10 protein-coding genes are annotated in these 15,888 nt (G+C 65.9%); all 10 read right to left on the reverse strand.

Annotated features, from left to right (window positions below):
• Positions 1-226: 226 nt before the first annotated feature.
• The gene (locus RR42_RS20120) at positions 227-1,378 is read right to left on the reverse strand and encodes a branched-chain amino acid ABC transporter substrate-binding protein (protein ID WP_043350739.1); all 1,152 of its coding nucleotides are present in this window, start codon (positions 1,376-1,378) and stop codon (positions 227-229) included.
• Between the two features lie 145 nt (positions 1,379-1,523).
• Positions 1,524-5,525, reverse strand: a complete 4,002-nt coding sequence (gene putA / locus RR42_RS20125; protein WP_043350742.1) for a trifunctional transcriptional regulator/proline dehydrogenase/L-glutamate gamma-semialdehyde dehydrogenase — start codon at positions 5,523-5,525, stop codon at positions 1,524-1,526.
• 203 nt (positions 5,526-5,728) lie between these two features.
• On the reverse strand, positions 5,729-8,032 hold the full coding sequence (locus RR42_RS20130) for a primosomal protein N' (RefSeq protein WP_043350746.1): 2,304 nt from the start codon (positions 8,030-8,032) through the stop codon (positions 5,729-5,731).
• A gap of 574 nt (positions 8,033-8,606) precedes the next feature.
• A complete protein-coding gene (gene hemE, locus RR42_RS20135) occupies positions 8,607-9,704 on the reverse strand; it encodes a uroporphyrinogen decarboxylase (protein ID WP_043350749.1) in 1,098 nt (365 codons plus the stop codon).
• 47 nt (positions 9,705-9,751) lie between these two features.
• Entirely contained in the window at positions 9,752-10,708 is a 957-nt protein-coding gene (locus RR42_RS20140; protein WP_043350752.1) for an alpha/beta hydrolase, read from the reverse strand.
• Positions 10,709-10,779: 71 nt separating this feature from the next.
• On the reverse strand, positions 10,780-11,202 hold the full coding sequence (locus RR42_RS20145; protein WP_043352464.1) for a CoA-binding protein: 423 nt from the start codon (positions 11,200-11,202) through the stop codon (positions 10,780-10,782).
• A gap of 5 nt (positions 11,203-11,207) precedes the next feature.
• Positions 11,208-12,230, reverse strand: coding sequence for an RsiV family protein (locus RR42_RS20150; protein WP_236701941.1), 1,023 nt, complete (start codon positions 12,228-12,230; stop codon positions 11,208-11,210).
• 747 nt (positions 12,231-12,977) lie between these two features.
• Entirely contained in the window at positions 12,978-13,394 is a 417-nt protein-coding gene (locus RR42_RS20155; RefSeq protein ID WP_043350759.1) for a F0F1 ATP synthase subunit epsilon, read from the reverse strand.
• A gap of 139 nt (positions 13,395-13,533) precedes the next feature.
• Positions 13,534-14,937 (reverse strand): F0F1 ATP synthase subunit beta, encoded by a 1,404-nt coding sequence (gene atpD / locus RR42_RS20160; protein WP_043350761.1) that lies wholly within the window; start codon positions 14,935-14,937, stop codon positions 13,534-13,536.
• A 33-nt stretch (positions 14,938-14,970) separates the two neighbouring features.
• A complete protein-coding gene (atpG, locus tag RR42_RS20165; RefSeq protein ID WP_043350766.1) occupies positions 14,971-15,846 on the reverse strand; it encodes a F0F1 ATP synthase subunit gamma in 876 nt (291 codons plus the stop codon).
• Between the last annotated feature and the right edge of the window lie 42 nt (positions 15,847-15,888).

Here is a 15,888-nt window from a genome sequence, read left to right on the forward strand (position 1 = left end):
TGAAGCGGCGCCCGGCGACGCCGAGGGGACAGGACCTCGGCGCCAACGAAGACTGAGGGCAGGTCTCGTCGGCATTGACCTGCCCCTGCGGGTCAAGACAGACCTTGCCGCGAAAAAAACGCCCCAGCCGCTGACTGAGGCGTTTGCACGCCCCTCGCGGGGCGCGACCAACGCTTTAACCCGACGGGTAGGCCCGCAGGGTGGCGTCGTTCCAGAGCAGAATAGCTTACTTGCCGCCCACCGTCTCCAGCACGGTCCACTTGCCGCCAACCACCTTGTAGACGGTGATGCCGCCGTCCTTGAGGTCGCCGCGCGCGTCGTAGGCCAGCGTCTTGGTGGTCACGCCTTGCATGTTGGTGGCGGCCAGCACCGGCAGGTAGCGCGCCGGATCGGCCGAGCCCGCCTTGATCATGGCGGTCATCAAGGCGGTGGCGCCGTCATAGGCGTACGGCGAGTAGGTCTGCACCTTGCTGCCGAAGCGCTTCTCGTACTTCTTCTCGTAGGCGGTGCCACCGGGCATCTGCTCCAGCGGCAGGCCGGCCAGCGAGACGACAGTGCCCTCGGCGGCAGGACCGGCCAGCTTGAGGAAGTTGTCGGTCTTCGACATTTCGCCCGACACCACCGGCGACTTCATGCCGAGTTCCTTGACCTGCTTGGCCATCGGCGCGGATTGCGTCTCGGCGCCGCCAAAGAAGATCACGTCCGGGTTGCTGCGCTTGATGTTGGTCAGCACAGCCTTGAAGTCCACCGCCTTGTCGTTGGTGAACTCGCGGCGCACGATCTTGCCGCCGGCGGCCTTGGCGGCCTTCTCGAACTCGTCGGCCAGGCCTTGGCCGTAGGCCGTGCGGTCGTCGACGATGGCGATGTTCTTGGCGCCCAGCTTCTTCACCACGAAGGCACCGATCACCGAGCCCTGCTGGGTGTCGGAGGTCATCATGCGGAAAGTGGTCTTGAAGCCCTGGCGGGTGTACTCAGGCGCCGTTGCCATGGCGATCTGGGGGATGCCAGCGCGGTTGTAGACCATCGACGCCGGGATGCTGGTGCCCGAGTTGAAGTGGCCCAGCATGCCCTGGATGCCGTTGTCGACCAGCTTCTGCGCGACCACCGAGCCGGTCTTGGGGTCGGCCGCGTCGTCTTCGGAGAGCAGTACGAACTTGACGTCCTTGCCGCCGATCTTGGGCTTGGTCGCGTTCATTTCCTCGATGGCGAGGACAACGCCGTTCTGCATGTCCTTGCCGTATTGCGCCTGGCCGCCGGTCATCGGCGCGGCAAAGCCCAGCTTGATTTCCTGCGCCTGGGCGAAGGCGGCCGAGGTGGCGCACAGGCCAGCGACGGACAGGGCAACGGTGAGGGCCGTCTTGTGGAAAGTCGAGTTCATCTGTTCTCCTTGGTAGCTATTCTCTATAGCCTTTGCTGCGTTTTTGGACGCGTCCGGGTGTGGCGCGAAACGCTCCCCGATTTTCAAATACGCGAGGTTTGCGGGATCACCGCTGCCTCGCGCCGCTTCGATCGACGCCCGGCGGTTAGCCGATCGTCATCAAACTCGCATTGCCACCCGCTGCCGCCGTATTGACGGACAGCGAACGCTCGATCAACAAACGCTCGATGGCGATATTCGGTTCACCATGTGCCAGGCCTTGCACCGAAATGATCGGGCCGGGGCGCGTGGCCAGCTGTTCGCATACCGCGCGCAGCTGGTCGGAATCGCCATGGTGGAGAACCGCGTCGAAGCCGGTATCGCCGGCCGACCAGTCGGCCACCAGGCGGACGCGCGATTGTACTGCCTTGGGCAGGCGCGCAAACAGGGCCCGGGCCATGGGGCTTTCAACCCACACCGCCTGGCTGCCAGCCGCCAGTACCGCCGCCAGTTGCACAGCCAGGTCGGTCTCCTGCTGGGCCAGGCACAGCACGGCGGCGCGCGGCAGCAGCGTGTAGGTGTTGCGCTCGCCGGTGGGGCCGGGCAGCGTGACCGACAGGCCGGCCGCCGAGGCCGCGGCAAAGCGCTCGCACGCCGCCACCAGCCCGGGCAGCGCCGCGCTCTCGCGCTGCGCCCATTCCTTGAGCGTAGCCAGTGTCTCGGTCAGCGTGCGGCGCACCGGGCCGGTCTCGTCGGCGCCGCCGACGGTGTCGGAGGCGCGCACCACGCGGGCCACGGCGTCCAGCGGGCAGACCGACAACAGACGGTGCAGGTACAGCGGGCCGCCCGCCTTGGGGCCGGTGCCGGACAGGCCTTCGCCGCCGAAGGGCTGCACGCCCACCACCGCGCCCACGATATTGCGGTTGACGTAGAGGTTGCCCACTTCCGCGCGCTCGACGATGTGCTCGATGGTCTCGTCGATACGGGTGTGAATGCCCATGGTCAGGCCGTAGCCGGTGCCGTTGATCTGCGCAAGCAGCGTGTCAAGGCCGGCTCGCGGGTAGCGCACCACATGCAGCACGGGGCCAAAGACTTCGCGCTGCAGTTCTTCGATGCTGTCGAGTTCGATCAGCGTTGGCGACACAAACGTGCCATTGCGGCAGGCCGCGCTGAGCGCGCCGTTCGGGTCGGCCTGGTGGACGCGGCGGCCCTTGGCGCGCATGGCGTCGATATGGCGCACGATGTTGCCGCGCGCCTCTTCGTCGATGACCGGGCCGACATCGGTGGACAAACGGTCCGGGTTGCCCATGGTGAGCTCATCCATCGCGCCCTTGAGCATTTCCAGCACGCGGTCGGCCACTTCTTCCTGCAGGCACAGCACGCGCAGCGCGGAACAGCGCTGGCCGGCCGAGTCGAAGGCGGAGTTGACCACATCGCCAACCACCTGCTCGGCCAGCGCGGAGGAGTCCACGATCATCGCGTTCTGGCCGCCGGTCTCGGCGATCAGCGGCACCGGGCGGCCAGCCGCGTCCAGCCGGCCGGCCACGCTGCGTTGCAGCAGGCGCGCCACTTCGGTGGAGCCGGTGAACATCACGCCCTTGACGCGAGCGTCGCCGACCAGCGCGGCGCCCACGGTTTCGCCCCGGCCCGGCAACAACTGCACGGCGCCAGCCGGCACCCCAGCCTCGCGCAGCAAGCGCACCGCCTGGGCGGCGATCAGCGGGGTCTGCTCGGCGGGCTTGGCCAGCACGGTGTTGCCGGCAGCCAGCGCGGCCGCGACCTGGCCGGTGAAGATGGCCAGCGGGAAATTCCACGGGCTGATGCAGACCACCGGCCCGAGCGGACGATGGGTGTCGCTGGAGAAGGTCTCACGCACTTGCGCGGCGTAATAGCGCAGAAAGTCCACGGCCTCGCGCACTTCGGCGATGGCATTGGAGAAGGTCTTGCCGGCCTCGCGCACGATGATGCCCATCAGGGACTGCATCTGCGCTTCCATCAGTTCCGCGGCGCGCTCCAGCGCGGCGGCGCGCACGTCGGCCGGGGTCGCCTGCCAGATCGGCGCGGCGTTGACGGCGGCCTGCAGCGCGGCTTCCACCTCGGCCATGCTGGCCTCGGTGACATGGCCGACCACGTCGCGCTGGTCGGACGGGTTGCGCACGGGTGCCGGCTGATTGACGTCCTCGCCCGCGGCGGCTTCCGTGCCCAGCAGCGGCACAGCGCTGACCGCCTCGCTCGTGCCGGCCAGTAGCGCGGACGACAGCGAGGCCAGGCGATGCTCGTTGGACAGGTCGATGCCGGCAGAATTGGCGCGCGACTCGCCGTAAAGGGTGCGTGGCTGCGCAATGCGCGGATGCGGCAGGCCAAGCGCGCCCTCATCGGCGTGCATCTGCTCGACCACGGCCACCGGGTCGGCCACCAGTTCGTCCAGCGAGATGGTGTCGTCGGCGATGCGGTTGACGAAGGACGTGTTGGCGCCGTTTTCCAGCAGGCGGCGCACCAGGTAGGCCAGCAGCGTCTCATGCGTGCCGACCGGCGCGTAGATCCGGCACGGGCGGTTGAACTTGCCATCAGCCAGCGGGCCGACCACCTGGTCGTACAGCGGCTCGCCCATGCCGTGCAGGCACTGGAACTCATACTGGCCAGGGTAGTAGTTGTGACCGGCGATCTGATAGATGGCCGCCAGCGTGTGGGCGTTGTGGGTAGCGAACTGCGGGTAGATCACGTCCGGCACCGACAGCAGCTTGCGCGCGCAGGCTACGTAGGACACGTCGGTATAGACCTTGCGCGTGTAGACCGGATAGCCCTCCAGCCCGTCCACCTGGGCGCGCTTGATCTCGCTATCCCAGTACGCGCCCTTGACCAGGCGGATCATCAGGCGGTGGCGGCTGCGGCGAGCCAGGTCGATCAGGTAGTCGATCACGAACGGGCAGCGCTTCTGGTAGCCCTGCACCACGAAGCCGATGCCGTTCCAGCCGGCCAGCTCGGGCTCGAAGCACAGGCGCTCCAGCAGGTCGAGCGAGATTTCCAGGCGGTCGGCTTCCTCGGCGTCGATATTGATGCCGATGTCGTACTGCCGAGCCAGCAAGGTCAGCGACTTGAGGCGGCCGTACAGCTCGCCGATGACGCGCTCATGCTGCGCGCGGCTATAGCGCGGATGCAGCGCCGAGAGTTTGATCGAGATGCCGGGGCCTTCATAGATGCCGCGCCCGCGCGAAGCCTGGCCGATGGCATTGATGGCCTGCTCGTAGGAGGCCAGGTAGCGTTGCGCGTCGGCCTCGGTCATGGCCGCTTCGCCCAGCATGTCGTAGGAGTAGCGGAAGCCCTCGGCCTCGTACTTGCGCGCGTTGGCCAGCGCCTCGGAAATGGTCTCGCCGGTGACGAACTGCTCGCCCATCAGGCGCATCGCCATGTCCACGCCCTTGCGGATCAGCGGCTCGCCGCCCTTGCCGATGATGCGGGTCAGCGCCTTGGACAGGCCGGCTTCGGTATGCGTAGCCACCAGCTTGCCCGTAAACAGCAGGCCCCAGGTGGCGGCATTGACGAACACCGACGGGCTCTGGCCCAGGTGCGACTGCCAGTTGGCGCCGCTGATCTTGTCGCGGATCAGCGCGTCGCGGGTGGCCTTGTCGGGAATGCGCAGCAGCGCCTCGGCCAGGCACATCAGCGCCACGCCTTCCTGCGAGGACAACGAGAACTCCTGGATCAGGCCCTGCACCAGCCCTTCGCGGCCGGTGCCGACCTTGCGCTCACGCAATCGCGTGGCCAGGGTCCGGGCCATGGCAAGTGCGGCTTCGGCCTGCTGATGTGGCAGGCGAGCCTGCTCAAGCAGCACCGGCACGCACTCGGACTCCGGGCGGCGATAAGCGGCTGTGATGGCGGCGCGCAGCACCGATTGCGGCTGCACGCTCTGCGCAAACTCGAGGAAAGGCTGTATCGCGCCATCGCTAGCCGCACCGTCAAAGGCGTCGGCGCCGTCCGCCGCACCCTCGCTCCCCGTACCGGCGGCGCTGGTCTCATGCGGGATGTTGCCCCGTTCGACTTGCTCCAGATACGTGAAGATCGCCTGCTTGATCAGCCAGTGCGGCGTGCGGTCGATCGACTGCGCAACGCGCTTGAGGCGCTCGCGGGAGGCGTCGTCGAGTTTGACGCCGAGGGTGGTGGTGGCCATGCGCTTGATTCTCCGTAAGATGCGGATGCCGGCTTCCTGACTGCGGGGAAACCGGCAGATTGGCGCGATCATACTCCCGGGCAAACCAAAGGTGCAACTAGGTATAACCACTCAGACACATCAGAAAAAGTGGTTGCACCGTACCTTGCGCTGCGCTGCCCCTGGCGCAACCGGACCCCACTCGGGTTCCGCTCGGGTTCCGCTCAGATACGCAAAGGATCGATCTCCAACTGCCAGCGCACGCCCTTGGCATCGCCCAGCGCCTCGCCGAAAGTTTGCACCCACTCGCTGATAAATCTTTGCAGTGCAATGCGCGAGGTACTTTCCACCAGCATTTGCGCGCGCTCCCGGTTAGCCACCCGCACCATCGACATCGGCACCGGGTCATGGAGTTGCACCTCCGGCGCCATCCGGCACGTATCGGCCCGATTCCGCGCGCTCTGGAGGAAGGCCAGCGCACGCTCCAGTTCGGCATGGTCGGCCGTGACGAGCACCTGGTAGGCAAACGGGGGCAACCCGGCCTGGCGGCGCTCGCGCAACTGGGTAGCCGCGAATCCATCATAGTCATGGCGTACCAATGCCTGCAATGCCGATGCATCGGGATAGCGGGTCTGGATCAGCACCTCGCCCGCCAGCCCTGCCCGCCCGGCCCGTCCGGCCACCTGCATCAGGGAGGCAAACAGATGCTCGGCCGCGCGAAAGTCGTGGCTGAACATGGCGGCGTCCGGATGGACGATGCCGACCAGGGTCACGCGTTGGAAGTCGTGTCCCTTGGCCACCATCTGCGTACCGACCAGGATGTCGACCTCGCCTGCGTGGACCTCATCGAACATGGCCTGCGCGCTGCCCTTGCGGCGCGTGGAGTCGGCATCGATGCGGGCGATGCGCGCTTGCGGGAAGCGTGCTGCCAAGGCCTCCTCGATGCGCTGGGTGCCTCGGCCAAGCGGTGCAACATCCACATTTCCACAATCCGGGCAATGGTGCGGCACCGGGGATTCCAGCCCGCAATGGTGGCAGCGCAGGCGGCGCTCCGGCCGGTGCAGCACCATATAGGCCGAGCAGCGCGGGCATCCGGAGAGCCAGCCGCAGCTATCGCAGGCCAGCACCGGGGCGTAGCCGCGCCGGTTCAGGAACAGCAGGCTCTGCTCGCCACGCTGCAGGCGGGCCTCGATGGCGTTGAGCAACGGCACCGACAGCCCTTCGTAGAGGGCACGCTGGCGCTGGCGTTCCTGGTTGATATCGATCAGCCGCACCGTGGGCAGCGTGGCATCGGTCTGGGCCCGCTCACGCAACACCAGCTTGCGGTAGGTGCCCTGCTCCGCACGCCACCAGGACTCCATGGACGGCGTGGCGGAGCCCAGCACCACAGCCGCGCCGAGCTGCTTGGCCCGCCATACGGCCAGGTCGCGCGCGGAGTAGCGCAGGCCTTCCTGCTGCTTGTAGGATGTGTCGTGCTCCTCGTCGACCACGATCAGCGCCAGGTGTGGCAGCGAGGCCAGCACGGCCAGCCGCGTGCCCAGCACGATGCGGGCCTCGCCGCGATGCGCGGCCAGCCATTGCAGCGTGCGCTCCTGGTCGGCCAGGCCGCTATGCAGCACCGCCAGCGGCAGATGGGGAAAGCGCGAGGCAATGCGGCCCTGCAGTTGCGGCGTGAGGTTGATTTCAGGCACCAGCATCAGCACCTGCGCCTGCGCATCGCGCGCCAGCACGTCGGCCATGGCGTGCAGGTAGACTTCGGTCTTGCCGCTGCCGGTGACGCCGTGGAGCAGGAACGGCGCGAATCCCTTGGCCTGCGCGATGGCTTCCACGGCCACGCGCTGCTCCTCGTGCAGTGGCGGCGCGGTCGACGGCTCGGCAGCCGAGGGCGCGCCCAGCAAGGGCTGGTCGGCCCGCCCGGAGATCACCCAGCCGGCCTCGGTCCACTCCGCCAGGCGCGAGGGCGCCGCGCTGCATAGCACGCGCGCCTCGGCGGCGGATACCGCCCGCCCTTCCCCGGCGGCTGCCACCAGCGCTTGAGCCAGCGCCAGCACGGTGCGGGCGCGCGGCGGCACCGCCGCCAACAGCGCCTCGCCCTGCCCCGGGGCCGCGCGGTAGTGTTCGCTGCGGGCACGCAGTGCCAGCCGCGCCCAGCCGTCGGCCTCGCGCAGGGCCGGAGGTAGCGCGGGCAGCATGACTTCGCCAAGGCAGCGGTGGTAATAGCGAGCGGCAAAGCCCGCCAGCGCAATCCAGTGGGCGCCAAGCGGTGGCAGCCAGTCCAGGCGCTGCGCGACAGAACGCAGCTTGTCCGCAGGTACATCGGAGTGCGTACAACGCGATATCGCCACGCCGACCAGCGTACGGCGGCCGAACGGCACCGTGACCAGTTCGCCGGGCTGGACTTCCGGGCCAGCAAGGTAATCGAAGACATCGTCAGCCGGCGTATCAAGTGCCACCCGCACGACGGCAAGCGGTGCGCCGTCGATGAGCTCCGCGGCCGGCCCGGCTTGCCCGGGGATCGCCGGTAACATCACACTGTGCCTCCCAGGCCGATCGCCCAGCGCAGCGGTGGGTACGGTCCAGATTGGGGCAAGCAAGCCCAATGCATGTGCAGACCGAGGCTGAGCCGCTTTCCAGACAAATTCAGTGTGCGGCGCAACATCAACTTAAAGTAACGCTTCAAATGTGCCCCTAAGTCGATGATAGATGGCTGGTTTTACCGGCCCCGGGCAGCGCCTGTGGATAACTTTGTTGAAAACTCGTCCGGCGTTCCCGGCAAGCCCCGTAAAACAAGGCTCCCACGGGCATTCCAGCCTGTGCGTGGCCAGATGCAATGCCTTGTAAATCAAGGACTTGGCGACATCCCTCAGATGAGTTAGGGACTAACCCGCTCTTGCACTGCGGAAAACCCATTGATGTGCATAAGTCAAGCCTTGACAAGCGTGAACCGGCACCGAAAGGGCGAAATATTGCAAAATAGTTTACTTGACAGCGCTTCGGGCAAGCCTCCCCCGGCACCCGCCCGTCCGGGTGCGGCGTGCGAGCCCGGCTCGCTGCGCCGCACAGGCGGTACCCCCCGGTGGGAGGGAAGACGTGCACCAGCTGTCACCTTGCCGCGGTGCGCAGCTGCCGGCTGTAGCGATGCACCTCGTCCACCAGCACCGTCACATTCTCGGGCGGGGTGAACTGGGAAATGCCGTGGCCGAGGTTGAAGACGTGTCCGTCGCTGCCGCCGCCGGCTGCATAACTGTCGAGCACGCCGCGCACCTGTTCGCGAATCGCGGCTTCCGGCGCAAACAGCACATTGGGGTCGATATTGCCCTGCAGCGCCACCTTGCCGCCGGTGCGGCGGCGCGCCTGCGTCAAGTTGACCGTCCAGTCCAGACCGAGCGCATCGGCACCGATCTCGGTGAGCGCCTCCAGCCACAATCCGCCGCCCTTGGTAAACACGATGGCTGGCACCTGCTCGCCGTTATGCTCGCGCTTCAGTCCGGCCAGCACCTTGCGCATATAGGCCAGGGAGAACGTCTGGTACATGCCGTCGGCCAGCGTGCCGCCCCAGGTGTCGAACAGCATCACGGCTTGTGCACCTGCCTCGATCTGTGCATTCAGGTAGGCCGACACGGCCTGCGCGTTGATCTCCAGGATGCGGTGCATCAGGTCGGGGCGGCTGTACATCATGGCCTTGACCGTGCGGAAATCGGAAGAGCCGGCGCCCTCGACCATGTAGCAGGCCAGCGTCCAGGGGCTGCCCGAGAAGCCGATCAGCGGCACGCGCTGGCGGCCGTCCTGCACCAGCGCGCGGCGGATCTCGCTGACCGCGTCGAACACGTAAGACAGCGAGGCCATGTCCGGCACCGCCAGCTTCTTGACGTCGCCTTCGGTGCGCAGCGGGTGGGCAAAGCGCGGACCCTCGCCTTGCGCAAACGACAGCCCGAGGCCCATGGCATCGGGCACGGTCAGGATGTCGGAGAAGAGAATGGCCGCGTCGAGCGGATAGCGCTCGAGGGGCTGCAGGGTAACTTCCGTGGCATAGGCCGGGTTCTTGGCCAGGCCGAGGAAGCTGCCGGCGCGAGCGCGCGTGGCGTTGTATTCGGGCAGGTAACGCCCCGCCTGACGCATCAGCCACAGCGGGGTGTACTCGGTCGGTTGCCGGCGCAGCGCGCGCAGGAAGGTATCGTTCTGCAATGCGGTCATGGTCATCCTCGTAAGACCACCATTTTACGGGATGGCCGGCCCCTGCCGGCAGCTTAGATATCCTCCGCCAGTTCCTTGAAGGCCTGCGCGGCGCGGCGCATCCATTCGCGCGCGCGCGGGACATCGGGCTGCAGCCGTGCAAAGCCGTGCGTCATCCCGCTTGCCTCCAGCGTGATCACCGGCGCGCCGTAGCGCACCAGGTAGTCCGCGTAGGCCAGGCCGTCGTCGCGCAGCACGTCGTGTGCGGCAACAATCACCACGCTGGCCGGGGGCAGGTGCTGTGGCGCGGCGCCCATCAGGTGGATGCGCGTGTCTTCGATGGCGGCGCCGGCGGCAAGGCGCTCGGCGCCGATGAATGCCGTCCAGAACCAGGCCATTTCGTCGCGGGTGAGGCCGGGGCCATCCGCAAAGGCGCGATAGCTTTCGCTGGCCAGCACCGGCGCGGCCACGGGATAGATCAGCAACTGGGCGTTGACCAGGCCGGGGCGCCCGTGCGCATTGGCCCAGCGCGCGGCCTGCGCGGCCAGGTGCCCGCCCGCGCTGTCGCCCGCCACGGCCAGGAAGCCCGCATCCAGGCGCAAGCGGTCGCGTTGCTCGGCGAACCACAGCACCGCCTGCAGCGCGTCGTCGCACGGCGCGGGGAACGGATGCTCGGGCGCCAGCCGGTAGTCCACGCTGGCCACCGCGCAGCCGGTGTCGGCGGCAAGCAGCGCTGCCACGCTGTGATGCGTGTCCTGCGAACCCACCACCCAGCCGCCGCCATGGAAATAGACAATCAGGCGCGGCTCGGCCACGCCTTCCGGGCGGAACAATCGCACCGCCAGCGTGCGCCCGGGTAGCACCAGCTCCATGTCGGTGGACGTGATGCCTTCCGGGTCGGGCACGACCGAGGTCGCCGCGATCTCGGCGAAGCGCGCGCGGCGGCCGGCGGCACCCGCCGGCACGGGCTGCCCGGCGTAGCGTTCGGAGAGCCGGCGGTAATAGTCGAGAAGCTGGGGATCGATGGCCATGGCTGCTTGGGACTGGATTTAGGGCGGGATTGAGGACGAGATTCGGGGCTGGCGTGACTAGTTTAGCGGGATCAGGCGGCCTGGCGCATCAGCTCGATCTTGCTGCAGCGGTCCTGCACCGCCAGCAATCCGGTGGCGGTGGCCCGGGCAAAAGCCTCATCATTGACGATGCCGAGCTGCAGCCAGACGCCGCGGGCGCCGATCGCGATGGCATCCTCGAGCACCGGCGGCACATCGGCGGCACGGCGGAAGATATCGACCCAATCAATGCGCAGCCCGGACTTGGCCAAGTCCGCAGCGGCATCGGCCAGGCTGGCGTAGCAGGTCTCGCCCAGGATGCGCTCGCCCGCGTGGCGCGGATTGACGGGGACAATGCGATAGCCATGGCGCTGCAAGTACGCGGCTACTTCATGGCTGGGCCTGTCCGGGTGCCCGGACAGGCCGGCCACGGCAACCGTCTTCATTGCCAGCATGCCGCGCATGGCTGTCTGCATCTCGCTCACGTCGATTCCTTCTCGTTGGGTTCGGGGGACTTGTCGCGGCCGGTACCGGCCGGGCGGGCACAACTTCCCAGCCGCGCGAACGGCACCGCCACCTGGTAAGCACCCTGCGCAAATGGGCCAACCGCGTAGGGGGCATAGTGCAACACCACGCCACCGCGGTACAGGGTAAACGGGACGCGCGATTCCTGCAGCGCTTGTGCGTCAAGCACGCCACGCGCAGGCTCGGCTGCGCCCTGCCGCTTCAGTGCGGCTTGTAGCTCGTCGTTGAGTTTTTGCAGGCAGGCCTCGCCCGGCTGCAGGAGATCGGCTAGCCCGACCCGGCGATAGACCAGCTGGACAGTTGGCGCGGATGCCATTGCACCCGCCGGCCCGTAACGCCGCCACGTGCCACTCATGAAGTCGAGGCTGCCATGCGCGCCACCGCTGTAGCGCCAGGTGGTGCGCAGCAGGCTGACGTTGCCGGCATCCAGCCGCATTACCTCGATCGCGCTGCGGCACTCCTGTTCGCCCCGGCCGCAACTGCTGGCGCGTAGTGACGTAATCATGGCATCCACGCGCGGGCGGCCGGTTTCGGGATAGCGTTCGGTAAGACGCGCGCCAGCCACATTCACAGTGCGCTCGCGATAGACCGCCTTGCGCGTGAGCGTCAATGCCTGGCGGCGAGTACCGTCGGTATTCATCCATTCCCCACTGACACTCAACCCATCGGAGGAGACGGTGCCCTCGAAACGTGCACCATCGCGGGCTTCGGGATACTCAACAGGCGCCTGTCCGGCGGCGCGCTCGCGCACGCTCAGCCGTCCGTCGGATGTCAATTGGCCATCGAGTTGACGCGGCGCGGCGGCAAGCATTGAATCGTAACGGGCCGTGCCGTCGATCCCGTCAGTGCCCGCGCGAGGAAATATCGTCAGCGATACCTGTACGCGGCCGTCGAGCTCGCCTTGCCAGAGCGCACCGGCGGGGGCTTGCGGCTCGGCCGCGCCAGCCTGGCCAGCCGCCATGAAAGACGCAGCCAGCAATGCCGCCAGCCTATGCTGGACAACGCCTCTCGCCATATCCGCAGGGGCCTGGGCAAAGCGGTAAAACGGGGAAAAGGGGAAGGAAAGCGGCATGGCAGTGGATGGCCGGACCGCAAGGCGGATGGCAGGATCAGCGAAAGCTATCGGACCCGCGCCGCGTGGTGATGTTCCCGCCGCCTGACGACAAGTGCGGTGAAACGTGGCGTAACATGCCTGTTTAGACGCTTATTTGGTTACCGCGCTTTCAACTTCTTGCAAACCGATACATTTTGTTACTGCCATCCCCAAAAGTTTCCCCCACAATGCTTCAACACAATCAGTTTTTTGTGAAAGGCGTTACCTCCCCCAAACAGAAAGGGAGGACGTCATGGAAGAAAGCCTAAGGAAGCATTCCCACCCAGATTGACCGGATCGCAGGCGATGCCTGTGATCGGTGTACCAGGTTGAGATGATGTTGGCGCTTGCCGGTTCCGGCTGGTTAAATCGTCTGAATGCGATCAATACCGCCTGACCGAGTGCTGGACCACAAGAATGTGGTTAGCGCCTGTTGGTTGACCTGGACCTTACCCGTTCCTTCGAATTGACCCCTCGAAGGGATTTTCCCGTCCGCGCGGAGCCTCCCCGGCCCGCGCGCTTTTTTTTGTCCTGAGCCGACAGAATAGTCGCTGGCATAAAAAAAAGGCAGCCTCGCAGCTGCCTTTTTTTCGCCGCCGCCAAAAAACAACAGCTGCGGCGGCCCTGCTTTTCTTACCGTTTCCGGCGCAGGCGCGCGATGGCAGCCAGCTGTGCTGCTGCCACGGCAAGCTCGCTCTGGGCACGTGCCAGGTCGAGATCGCTGCTCTGGTTCTGCATCAGCTCCTCGGCGGCGCGCTTGGCTTCCTGCGCCTTGGCTTCGTCGAGATCGCTGCCGCGGATAGCGGTGTCTGCCAGCACGGTGACGTGCTTGGGCTGGACTTCGAGAATCCCGCCGGCCACGAACACGAACTCTTCGCTGCCGTCTTCCTTCTCGATGCGCACCGCGCCCGGCTGGATACGCGTAATCAGCGGCGTATGGCCCGGCAGGATACCCAACTCGCCCGACTCGCCCGGCAGTGCCACGAACTTCGCCTGACCGGAGAAGATCGACGATTCGGCGCTGACGACGTCTACAAGAATGGTTGCCATGTGAATTCCTTTAGTCCCTGAAAGCTTCGGCTTCCCGTTGCCAGGAAGCAAGTATTCCGCCGCCAGGCTAAGCGCGGCCGCCCCGGACGTTGCTGTCCGTGGCGGCCGCCACTACGGCGCTGGCAGCGAAAGACGCCGCTTACTGGAGCTTCTTGGCCTTCTCGAAGGCTTCGTCGATCGAACCGACCATGTAGAACGCTTGCTCCGGCAGGTGATCGCACTCGCCGTCCACCAGCATCTTGAAGCCGCGGATGGTTTCCTTCAGCGTGACGTACTTGCCCGGCGAACCCGTGAACACTTCCGCAACGTGGAAGGGCTGCGACAGGAAACGCTGGATCTTACGAGCGCGCGACACCGACTGCTTGTCTTCCGGCGACAGTTCGTCCATGCCCAGAATCGCGATAATGTCGCGCAGTTCCTTGTAGCGTTGCAGCGTTTGCTGCACGCGACGGGCCACGTCGTAGTGCTCTTGACCCACGACTTGCGGGTCCAGCTGACGCGAGGTCGAGTCGAGCGGATCGACTGCCGGGTAGATACCCAGCGCGGCGATGTCACGCGACAGCACGACGGTCGAGTCCAAGTGCAGGAAGGTGGTAGCAGGCGACGGGTCGGTCAAGTCATCCGCAGGCACGTACACGGCCTGGATCGACGTGATCGAGCCAGTCTTGGTCGAGGTGATGCGCTCTTGCAGCTTGCCCATTTCCTCGGCCAGCGTCGGCTGGTAACCCACTGCGGAAGGCATACGGCCCAGCAGTGCGGACACTTCGGTACCGGCCAGCGTGTAGCGGTAGATGTTGTCGACGAAGAACAGGATGTCACGGCCTTCGTCGCGGAACTTCTCGGCCATGGTCAGGCCGGACAGTGCCACGCGCAGACGGTTGCCCGGCGGCTCGTTCATCTGGCCGAACACCATGGCCACCTTGTCGAGAACGTTCGAGTCCTTCATTTCGTGGTAGAAGTCGTTCCCTTCACGGGTACGCTCGCCCACGCCGGCGAACACCGACAAACCGCTGTGCTGCTTGGCGATGTTGTTGATGAGCTCCATCATGTTCACGGTCTTGCCGACGCCGGCGCCACCGAACAGACCCACCTTGCCGCCCTTTGCGAACGGGCACACCAGGTCGATCACCTTGATGCCGGTTTCGAGCAGGTCAACCGAAGGCGACAGTTCGTCGAACTTCGGGGCCTTCTGGTGGATCGCGCGCAGCTCGTCCGAAGCGATCGGGCCGGCTTCGTCGATGGGACGACCCAGCACGTCCATGATGCGGCCCAGCGTGCCGTGGCCGACGGGCACCGAGATCGGGGCGCCAGTGCCCTTCACTGCCATGCCGCGGCGCAGGCCGTCCGACGAGCCGAGGGCAATGGTACGCACCACGCCGTCACCCAGCTGTTGCTGCACTTCGAAGGTCAGGCCCTTCTCGGCGAACGAGGCTTCGTTGCTGTCTTCCAGCACGAGCGCTTCGTAGACCTTAGGCAGCGCGTCGCGGGGGAACTCGATGTCCACCACGGCGCCAATACACTGCACAATATTTCCGATACTCATTTCGTATCTCCGATAGCTTGAATACTTGACGCCTTAGACGGCTGCGGCACCGCTGACGATTTCCGACAGTTCCTTGGTAATCGCTGCCTGACGGGTCTTGTTGTAGACCAGTTGCAGTTCGCCGATCACGTTCTTGGCATTGTCGGATGCCGCCTTCATGGCCACCATGCGCGCCGATTGCTCGGACGCCATGTTTTCGGCCACGGCCTGGTACACCAGCGCTTCGACATAGCGGACCAACAATTCTTCCACTACGGTCTGTGCGTCGGGCTCGTAGATGTAATCCCACGAGTAGGCGCGCTTTTCATCTTCGGTCTGGGCAAACTTGTCGGCGGGGAGCGGCAGCAGCTGCTCCACCATCGGCTCCTGCTTCATCGTATTGATGAACTTGGTGTAAGCCAGGTACACAGCATCGATTTCACCATTGGTGAAGGCGTCGAGCTGGACCTTGATGGCACCGATCAGTTTTTCCAGATGCGGGGTGTCACCGAGGTGCACCACGTGCGAGAGCACCTTGGCGCCGATGCGGCCCATGAACTGCAAGCCCTTGGAACCAATGGCGGTGCTCTGCACCTCCACGCCGCGGCTTTGCAGCTCACGCAGCTCATTGGTTACCGCACGCAGCACGTTCGTGTTCATGCCGCCGCACAGCCCCTTGTCCGTCGTCACCACGATCATGCCGGCGCGCTTGATGTCGCGTGCCACCATGAAGGGGTGCTTGAACTCGGGGTTGGCCGCAGCCAGGTGCGCCGCGATATTGCGCACTTTCTCGGCATAGGGACGGGCGTTGCGCATCCGTTCCTGCGCCTTGCGCATCTTGGACGCGGCGACCATCTCCATCGCCTTGGTGATCTTGCGCGTGTTTTGCACGCTCTTGATCTTGGTTCGAATTTCTTTCGTTCCGGCCATATCTTCCTCTCCATTCGTGCCGCACCGGCACCGTCATGGCAA

The organism is Cupriavidus basilensis (genome assembly GCF_000832305.1).
In the GTDB taxonomy this organism is placed as follows: Bacteria; Pseudomonadota; Gammaproteobacteria; order Burkholderiales; family Burkholderiaceae; genus Cupriavidus; species Cupriavidus basilensis_F.

Bases quoted from the DNA above. Each gene is read 5' to 3' on its own strand.
- RR42_RS20120 (WP_043350739.1), bottom strand. From the start codon at position 1,378: ATGAACTCGACTTTCCACAAGACGGCCCTCACCGTTGCCCTGTCCGTC.
- putA (WP_043350742.1), bottom strand. From the start codon at position 5,525: ATGGCCACCACCACCCTCGGCGTCAAACTCGACGACGCCTCCCGCGAG.
- RR42_RS20130 (WP_043350746.1), bottom strand. From the start codon at position 8,032: ATGTTACCGGCGATCCCCGGGCAAGCCGGGCCGGCCGCGGAGCTCATC.
- hemE (WP_043350749.1), bottom strand. From the start codon at position 9,704: ATGACCATGACCGCATTGCAGAACGATACCTTCCTGCGCGCGCTGCGC.
- RR42_RS20140 (WP_043350752.1), bottom strand. From the start codon at position 10,708: ATGGCCATCGATCCCCAGCTTCTCGACTATTACCGCCGGCTCTCCGAA.
- RR42_RS20145 (WP_043352464.1), bottom strand. From the start codon at position 11,202: ATGCAGACAGCCATGCGCGGCATGCTGGCAATGAAGACGGTTGCCGTG.
- RR42_RS20155 (WP_043350759.1), bottom strand. From the start codon at position 13,394: ATGGCAACCATTCTTGTAGACGTCGTCAGCGCCGAATCGTCGATCTTC.
- atpD (WP_043350761.1), bottom strand. From the start codon at position 14,937: ATGAGTATCGGAAATATTGTGCAGTGTATTGGCGCCGTGGTGGACATC.
- atpG (WP_043350766.1), bottom strand. From the start codon at position 15,846: ATGGCCGGAACGAAAGAAATTCGAACCAAGATCAAGAGCGTGCAAAAC.